General features: G+C 71.1%; 5 protein-coding genes. 4 read left to right on the top strand and 1 reads right to left on the bottom strand.

Annotated elements, in window-relative coordinates:
- The first annotated feature begins 149 nt into the window (after nt 1-149).
- Nucleotides 150-1,430: a ribonuclease D gene (locus ABZ887_RS46620; RefSeq protein WP_361304955.1), complete on the top strand. Its 1,281-nt coding sequence runs from the start codon at nt 150-152 to the stop codon at nt 1,428-1,430.
- Nucleotides 1,431-1,491: 61 nt separating this feature from the next.
- Here ABZ887_RS46620 and ABZ887_RS46615 read toward each other — a convergent pair whose 3' ends face one another.
- Nucleotides 1,492-2,223 (bottom strand): TetR/AcrR family transcriptional regulator, encoded by a 732-nt coding sequence (locus ABZ887_RS46615; protein WP_361304953.1) that lies wholly within the window; start codon nt 2,221-2,223, stop codon nt 1,492-1,494.
- An 848-nt stretch (nt 2,224-3,071) separates the two neighbouring features.
- On the opposite strand from ABZ887_RS46615, the gene ABZ887_RS46610 reads away from it, so the two are divergent.
- From ABZ887_RS46610 to ABZ887_RS46600, 3 genes are all read left to right on the top strand, one after another.
- The gene (locus tag ABZ887_RS46610; RefSeq protein ID WP_361304951.1) at nt 3,072-4,103 is read left to right on the top strand and encodes a hypothetical protein; all 1,032 of its coding nucleotides are present in this window, start codon (nt 3,072-3,074) and stop codon (nt 4,101-4,103) included.
- Nucleotides 4,104-4,443: 340 nt separating this feature from the next.
- Nucleotides 4,444-5,661, top strand: coding sequence for an acetyl-CoA C-acyltransferase (locus tag ABZ887_RS46605; protein ID WP_361304949.1), 1,218 nt, complete (start codon nt 4,444-4,446; stop codon nt 5,659-5,661).
- Nucleotides 5,658-7,787 carry a 3-hydroxyacyl-CoA dehydrogenase NAD-binding domain-containing protein gene (locus ABZ887_RS46600; RefSeq protein ID WP_361304947.1) on the top strand — a complete coding sequence of 710 codons (2,130 nt, stop codon included), beginning with the start codon at nt 5,658-5,660 and terminating at the stop codon, nt 7,785-7,787. The genes ABZ887_RS46605 and ABZ887_RS46600 overlap by 4 nt, the downstream gene beginning before the upstream one ends.
- The last annotated feature ends 72 nt before the right edge of the window (nt 7,788-7,859 follow it).

Genomic DNA, 7,859 nt, shown 5'->3' with positions numbered 1-7,859 from the left:
CGCCCGCTGGCCCGCCTTCTTTAAGAACCCGCGCCGCCCCCGTGGGGGCTTTGTAGATACCCGCCCCCCGATTGTTTCCCCACCCGCCCCCGCCCGTCGACGGAACGTTCCGTCGACGGGCGCCGTCCACACACAGATACCCTTGACATGTGACCGACGCCCAAGACACCGCAGCAGACAGTTCACTGCGCACCACCGGGGGCACCCCTCCGGACGACGCCGGATCTTCTGTGACGGAGGCGCCGATCCCTTTGCTGGAGCCCCGTGAGGGCATTCCGCCGGTGGTCGTGGACGAGGCCGCACTGGCCCGCGTGATCGCCGCCTTCGCCGCCGGCTCCGGCCCCGTCGCCGTCGACGCCGAGCGCGCCTCCGGCTACCGCTACGGCCAGCGCGCCTACCTCGTCCAGCTGCGTCGCGAGGGCGCCGGGACCGCGCTGATCGACCCCGTCGCCTGCCCCGACCTGTCGGGCCTCGGCGAGTCGCTGGCCGGCGTCGAGTGGGTGCTGCACGCGGCCACCCAGGACCTGCCCTGCCTGCGCGAGATAGGCATGACGCCCAGCAGCCTCTTCGACACCGAGCTGGCCGGGCGGCTCGCCGGGTTCCCTCGGGTCGGGCTGGGCGCGATGGTCGAGGGCGTCCTCGGCTTCGTGCTCGAAAAGGGCCACTCCGCCGTCGACTGGTCGACCCGGCCGCTGCCCGAGCCCTGGCTGCGGTACGCGGCGCTGGACGTCGAGCTGCTCGTCGACCTGCGGGACGCCCTGGAGAAGGAGCTGGACCGGCAGGGGAAGCTGGAGTGGGCGCGGCAGGAGTTCGACGCCATCGCGGCGGCACCGCCGGCCGAGCCGAGAAAGGACCCCTGGCGCCGGACGTCCGGGATGCACAAGGTGCGCCGGCGCCGGCAGCTGGCGGTGGTGCGGGAGCTGTGGGAGACCCGGGACCGGATCGCGCAGAAGCGCGACGTGTCGCCGGGCAAGGTGCTCGGCGACACGGCCATCGTGGAGGCGGCGCTGGCACTGCCGGTCAACGTGCACGCCCTCGCGGGGCTGAACGGCTACGGCCACCGGATGGGGCGGCGGCAGCTGGAGCAGTGGCAGGCGGCGGTGGACCGCGCCAAGGCGCTGCCGGACACCGCGCTGCCGCAGCCGGGGCAGCCGGTGACGGGGCCGCCGCCGCCCCGGGCGTGGGCCGACAAGGACCCCGCCGCGGCGGCTCGCCTGTCGGCGGCCCGGGCCGCCGTCTCCGAGCTGGCCGAGCGGCTCACCATGCCGCAGGAGAACCTGATCGCGCCGGACACCGTGCGCAGGCTCTGCTGGGAGCCCCCGAAGGTGGTCGACGCGGAGACCGTGGGGACCGCGCTGGTGGGGTACGGCGCGCGGCCCTGGCAGGTGGACCAGGTGACGCCGGTGCTGGTGGCGGCGCTGTCCGCCTAGGCGGACGGCGCGGCCGACGCCCGGCATCCGGCATCCGGCATCCGGCGCCCGGCCCCCGCACTCAGACCGGGCCTGCTCCGGCCGGTTCGTCCCGCGCCGGTTCCGGACCGGTCGCGTCGGCGTGACCGGCCGGGTCTTCGAGGAACGCGGTGTAGAGATGTCTGCCCCGGTTCACGGAGAAGTCGATCTCGGGCAGGAGGTCCGGGACCGCGATCGCGGTCGCCAGATTGCGGTACATGCGTGAGATCCGTGCCTCGACATTTCCCAGGTGCCGGTCGACGATGTCCGAGATGAGCACCGCTCCGGCCCAGTCGCCCGCGATTTGGTAGGCCTGCTGCTCCACGTCGACGAACTGTTTCAGCTCGCCGCGTCGCCGCGCTTCGGAAAGCTGTCCCGCGTTGAAAGCGATCCAGTCCGGCCACGGGGTGCCATAGGTCTCCGGCGCATTACTGTGGAACGACAGTTTCAAAGCGGCCTGCAGGGCGTTCTCGCGGGAGATCCGGTAAGCGAGGATCATCCCGATGTCGACCACTTCCTGGAGCATGATCCGCTGCGCCCGCAGACCGTCCATGGACAGCGTGTCCCGCATGATGGCCGTCGCCACTTCGACCTTTCCGCCCGGGAAATGCCGGTAAAAGGCTCCTTTGCTGGTCCGTGCGGCGGTGATGAGGTCACCGACCGACGCCCCTTCGTAGCTGTCCACCACGAAGAGCGCACCGGCGGCGTCGAGAATGCGCTGCCTCGTGTCGATCGCACGCTGTTGCTGACGTCGCGGTCTGCGCGGATTACTCATTCGATCTCGCCTTCGAGACCCGCTCACGGGTTCACAGGTTCACGGATTCGCGACTGAACATGATTTGTCCGGGATAACCGCGTACGCGCCAATTCAGCCCCCTGATATTACCTCGAAGATCGGACCGGGCGAGGGGCTTGAGTCATTGTTCGTGACCATACGCGGCAGTGGTGACACGTAAGGACCCCTGCCCCTTGTCGGCACTGACCGGCCCCGCCACCCGCCACCCCGGACACCACCTGCGACCGACGCTCGCTTGACGTGATCGGGCCAGGGTTCCAGACTGGGCGCCTGACAGAACAGACCGATCGGTCCCTTCTGGCGCAGGCGCCATCCGGGCAACACGGACATCCCTCCTTCGGGGCGGGACATACCGGTTGCCCTGAGCGTCCGGCCGACCGCCCAGGCAGGGGATTGTCGCCCGAATCCGGGGAAAAGCCCTGCAGTTGGGGGACCAGCGTGCTGTTCTGCCGCAACAGACGAGGGACGGAGCACAAGAGACCATTCGGTCCGAACAAGACCTGGTGACCCAGGGGCCGGAAACACCATCCGGACCACTGCCCAGCCCATGCACGGGGGCGCATGGAGCGGGCGTCATGGCACACGCCCGATCGAGGACCGTCGGCCCCCGCCTCACCGAGGGGAGTCTCTGTGCACGCACGCGGCCGTTCACATGTGTCCGGCGAACACCTGGGCTGGCGGTCGGCACCGCCACCGGGCACGGCGCGGCAGTGCCCTTTCAGACACTTTCACCGGCCGAGCGGCGAGCCGAACCCCGGCTGCGCACCCGCCGACACCCGCTGACCCCGTCCAGCAGCCAGCCGCCACCCGCTCGGGAGCCCGCCGCCATGACCACCCTCCCCTCGTCCTCCGCCGTCGCGGCCGCACTGCGGGCCGGTCCCATCGGCGCCGTGGCGGTGGTCGCCCCGTACGACGGCGGGGGCCCGTATCAGTGGGCCTTCGAGCGGCAGGGCCTGCGGACCGTGGCCGTCCTCCCGGAGCACCGGCTGCGCCCGCCGGCGTACCGGAACGCGCCACCGCCCGTCGGGTACGGCGACAGGGTCGTACACCGGGGGCTGCGGCAGACGGTCAAGGCGCTGCGGGCGCTGGGGGTGACCGCCGTCGTCGCGGGCGGCGCCGAGGGGGTCGAGCTGGCCGAGCGGATCGCCTGGCACCTCGGACTGCCCGGAGCCGATCCGGTGTCCTCGGAGCTGAGGTACGACCGCGGTGCCCAGGCGGCCCGGCTGTCCCGGCTGGGGATCCCGGCGCTGCGCGGCATCCGCACCGCGCGTCCGGCCGACGCCGTGACCTGGGCACGGTCGCACCCGGCGGCCCGCTACCTGCTCGCCCCGGCGGCCGTCGGAACCCCGGTCGACGCGGTGGAATGCGCGGACGAACGCCAGATCGGCGCGGCCTGGCCGGCGCTGTGGCACGCGACCGCCCAGCACTCCGCAAGCCCGCACCTGGTGCTCAGCGAGCTGCCCGGTCGCCACCGGTACACGGTCGACACCGTCACCCGCCCGGGCCCGGACGGACGGCCCGAGCACCTCGTCACCGGCCTGCAGGCGGACGTTCCCGCCGGTCCCGCCGGCCCTGCCGGTCCGTACGCGCCGGACGGCCCGCCGGCACCCGCCCTCACGCGCTACACGGCCCGGGTGCTGGACGCGCTCGGCGTGGTGTGCGGCCCGGCCACCACCAGGCTCGCGTACGGCGACGGCGACACGGCCCGCCGCGGGCCGCTGCTGATCTGCGCGATCGCGGCGCCCGTCATGGCACGGGCCGACGAGGCACCGCGTCCGACGACCGGCTGTCACCGGGCCTCGGGTGTGCCGGACCCCTGGCCCGCTCCCGCCGTCCCGTTCTTCCGGGACCGTTCATGACCCGACGCCCGTCCGCCTGCGTACACCACCACCCGAGAGGAGCCCCCGTGCTCTCGTCACCCGCGCCTCGGTCCCACCCCGCCCGCACCCGGCGGCTGTTGACGGGCAACACCCGCATCTTCGAACTGGGCACGTCGCGGACCGAGCCGTCTCCGCGGCGTCCGTGCGCCGCCCCGGTGATGCGCCGTGGGGCGCCTCCGCGCAGGCGCCTTTCCATGTGACGTTCGCCGCTCCACCCGCCAGGACTGGGCAGCCACGTTACTCATAAGTAGCATGGGGCCTGAGCGCGCGCTCAGCGCATCGCAGCAGTGCCATCCCGCACCCTGGAGGAGAGCCAATCGTGCCTCGTACCGTCAGGGATGTCGTCTTCGTCGACGGCGTCCGTACCCCGTTCGGCAAGGCGGGCCCGAAGGGCATCTACCACGAGACCCGCGCCGACGACCTCGTCGTGAAGGCGATCCGGGAGCTGCTGCGCCGCAACCCCGGGCTGGACACCAAGAAGATCGACGAGGTCGCCATCGCCGCGACCACGCAGATCGGTGACCAGGGTCTGACCATCGGCCGTACCGCGGGCATTCTCGCGGGCCTGCCGACCTCCGTGCCCGGCTACTCCATCGACCGCATGTGCGCCGGCGCCCTGACCGCCGTCACCACGGTCGCCGGTTCCGTCGCCTTCGGCGCGTACGACGTCGCCATCGCCGGCGGTGTCGAGCACATGGGCCGCCACCCGATGGGCGAGGGCGTGGACCCGAACCCGCGGTTCGTCAGCGAGAAGCTGGTGGACGAGTCGGCGCTGTTCATGGGCATGACCGCGGAGAACCTGCACGACCGCTACCCGACGATCACCAAGCAGCGCGCGGACGAGTACGCCGTGCGCTCCCAGGAGAAGGCCGCCAAGGCGTACGCCAACGGCAAGATCCAGGCCGACCTGGTGCCGATCTCGGTGCGTCGCACCAACCCCGAGGGCGGCGAGACCGGTTGGGGTCTCGTGACGGCCGACGAGCCGATGCGCCCGGGCACGACGCTGGAGAACCTCACCGGTCTCAAGACGCCGTTCCGTGTGCACGGCCGGGTCACCGCGGGTAACGCGGCCGGTCTCAACGACGGTGCGACCGCCTCGCTCATCGCGTCCGAGGACTTCGCCCGCGAGAACAACCTGCCGGTGAAGATGCGTCTCGTGGCGTACTCCTTCGCGGGTGTCGAGCCGGAGGTCATGGGCTACGGCCCGATCCCGGCCACGGAGAAGGCCCTCGCGCAGGCGGGTCTGTCGATCTCCGACATCGGTCTCTTCGAGATCAACGAGGCCTTCGCCGTGCAGGTGCTGGCCTTCCTGGAGCACTACGGCATCGCGGACGACGACGAGCGCGTCAACCAGTACGGCGGCGCGATCGCCTTCGGTCACCCGCTGGCCTCCTCGGGTGTGCGTCTGATGACGCAGCTGGCCCGCCAGTTCGAGGAGCAGCCGAACGTCCGCTACGGCCTGACCACCATGTGCGTCGGCTTCGGCATGGGCGCGACGGTCATCTGGGAGAACCCGCACTTCGAGGGGGACAAGTGAGCACCACCGCCGAGCTTCTGAAGCAGGCCTCGGACCTGTTCCCCGACGAGGTCGTCACGTCGGCGCACGTGCGCCACTTCGACCTGCCGTCCGGGGCCGGCCGCTTCGCGCTGATCACCCTGGACAACGGCCTGGACCACACCAAGCCGACCACCTTCGGCCCGGCCTCGCTGGCGAACCTCAACACCGCCGTCGACCAGGTCGAGAAGGAGGCCGCCGAGGGCACGATCGTCGGTATCGGCATCACCGGCAAGCCGTTCATCTTCGCGGTCGGCGCCGACCTCAAGGGCGTCGAGCTGCTCAAGGAGCACGAGCACGCGCTGGCCATCGGCAAGGGCGGCCACGAGGTCTTCAAGCGCCTCGCGGGCCTCGCGGTGCCGACCTTCGCGTACTACAACGGTGCCGCCATGGGCGGTGGCGTCGAGGTCGGTCTGCACTGCACGTACCGGACCGTGTCCAAGGCCATCCCGGCGTTCTCCCTGCCCGAGGTCTTCCTCGGTCTGGTCCCGGGCTGGGGCGGCTGCGCGCTGCTGCCGAACCTGATCGGCGCCGACAAGGCCGTCTCGGTCATCATCGAGAACAGCCTCAACCAGAACAAGCAGCTCAAGGGGCAGCAGGTCTTCGACCTCGGCATCGCCGACGCCCTCTTCGAGGGTGCCGACTTCCTGGAGCAGTCGCTGATCTGGACCGCCCAGGTGCTGAAGGGCGACATCGAGGTCGAGCGCCCGGTGATCGACCGCGGCGAGGCCTGGGACCAGGCCGTCGCGCGCGGCCGCTTCATCGCCGACTCCAAGGTGCACGGCGCCGCCCCGGCCGCCTACCGCGCCCTGGACATCATCGCCGCCGCCAAGAACGGCGACCTCCAGCAGGGCTACGACGCCGAGGACCTGGCCCTCGCCGACCTGATCATGGGCGGCGAACTGCGCGCCGGCATCTACGCGTTCAACCTGGTGCAGAAGCGCGGCAAGCGTCCGGCGGGTGCGCCCGACAAGAACCTGGCGCGTCCGGTCACCAAGGTGGGCGTCGTGGGTGCGGGCCTCATGGCCTCGCAGCTCGCGCTGCTGTTCCTGCGCCGCCTGGAGGTGCCGGTCGTGCTGACCGACATCGACCAGGAGCGCGTCGACAAGGGTGTGGGCTACGTCCACGCCGAGATCGACAAGCTGCTCGGCAAGGGCCGGATCAACCAGGACAAGGCCAACCGTCTCAAGGCGCTGGTGACGGGTGTCCTGGACAAGGCCGAGGGCTTCTCCGACGCCGACTTCATCATCGAGGCGGTCTTCGAGGAGATCGGCGTCAAGCAGCAGGTGTTCGCGGAGGTCGAGGCGGTCGCCCCGGCGCACGCGATCCTGGCGACGAACACCTCCTCCCTCTCGGTGACGGAGATGGCGTCGAAACTCAAGAACCCCGAGCGGGTCGTGGGCTTCCACTTCTTCAACCCGGTCGCGATCCTGCCGCTCCTGGAGATCGTCCGCGGCGAGCAGACCGACGACGCCTCGCTGGCCACGGCCTTCGCCGTCGCCAAGAAGCTGAAGAAGACCGCGGTTCTGGTCAAGGACGCCCCCGCGTTCGTCGTGAACCGCATCCTCACCCGCTTCATGGGCGAGATCCAGAACGTCATCGACGAGGGCACCCCGGTGGAGGTCGCGGAGAAGGCGGTGGAGCCCCTGGGCCTGCCGATGTCTCCCCTCGTCCTCCTGGAGCTGGTCGGTCCGGCCATCGGCCTGCACGTCTCGGAGACCCTCAACCGGGCCTTCCCGGACCGCTTCACGGTCTCCCCGAACCTCGCGGCCGTCGTCAAGGCGGGCAAGCGCGGCTTCTACGTGTACGACAGCGGGAAGCCGGAGCTGGACCCCGAGGTCGCCGCGCTGCTCAAGCAGGGTGACGTGGTCCTCTCCGAGGAGCAGGTCCGGGACCGCGTCCTGGACGCCGTCGCCCAGGAGATCGGGCTCATGCTCGACGAGGGTGTCGTCGCCGAGGCGCAGGACATCGACCTCTGCCTGATCACGGGCGCCGGCTGGCCCTTCCACCTGGGCGGCATCACGCCGTACCTGGACCGCGAGGGCGTCTCGGAGCGCGTGAACGGCAAGAAGTTCCTGGCCCCGGGCGTGGCGAGCGTCCCGGCGTAACCGCATCCGTACGGACCCGATGCCCGGCACACCGGCTGGTGTGCCGGGCATCGGCGTGCCGGGGGACGCACC

The sequence above is a fragment of the Streptomyces sp. NPDC047061 genome, from assembly GCF_040643955.1.
Taxonomy (GTDB): Bacteria; Actinomycetota; Actinomycetes; order Streptomycetales; family Streptomycetaceae; genus Streptomyces.
Note: the sequence above shows the minus strand (reverse complement) of the source record. Positions and strands in the feature narration are given on the sequence as shown.

Bases quoted from the DNA above. Each gene is read 5' to 3' on its own strand.
- ABZ887_RS46615 (WP_361304953.1), bottom strand. From the start codon at position 2,223: ATGAGTAATCCGCGCAGACCGCGACGTCAGCAACAGCGTGCGATCGAC.
- ABZ887_RS46610 (WP_361304951.1), top strand. From the start codon at position 3,072: ATGACCACCCTCCCCTCGTCCTCCGCCGTCGCGGCCGCACTGCGGGCC.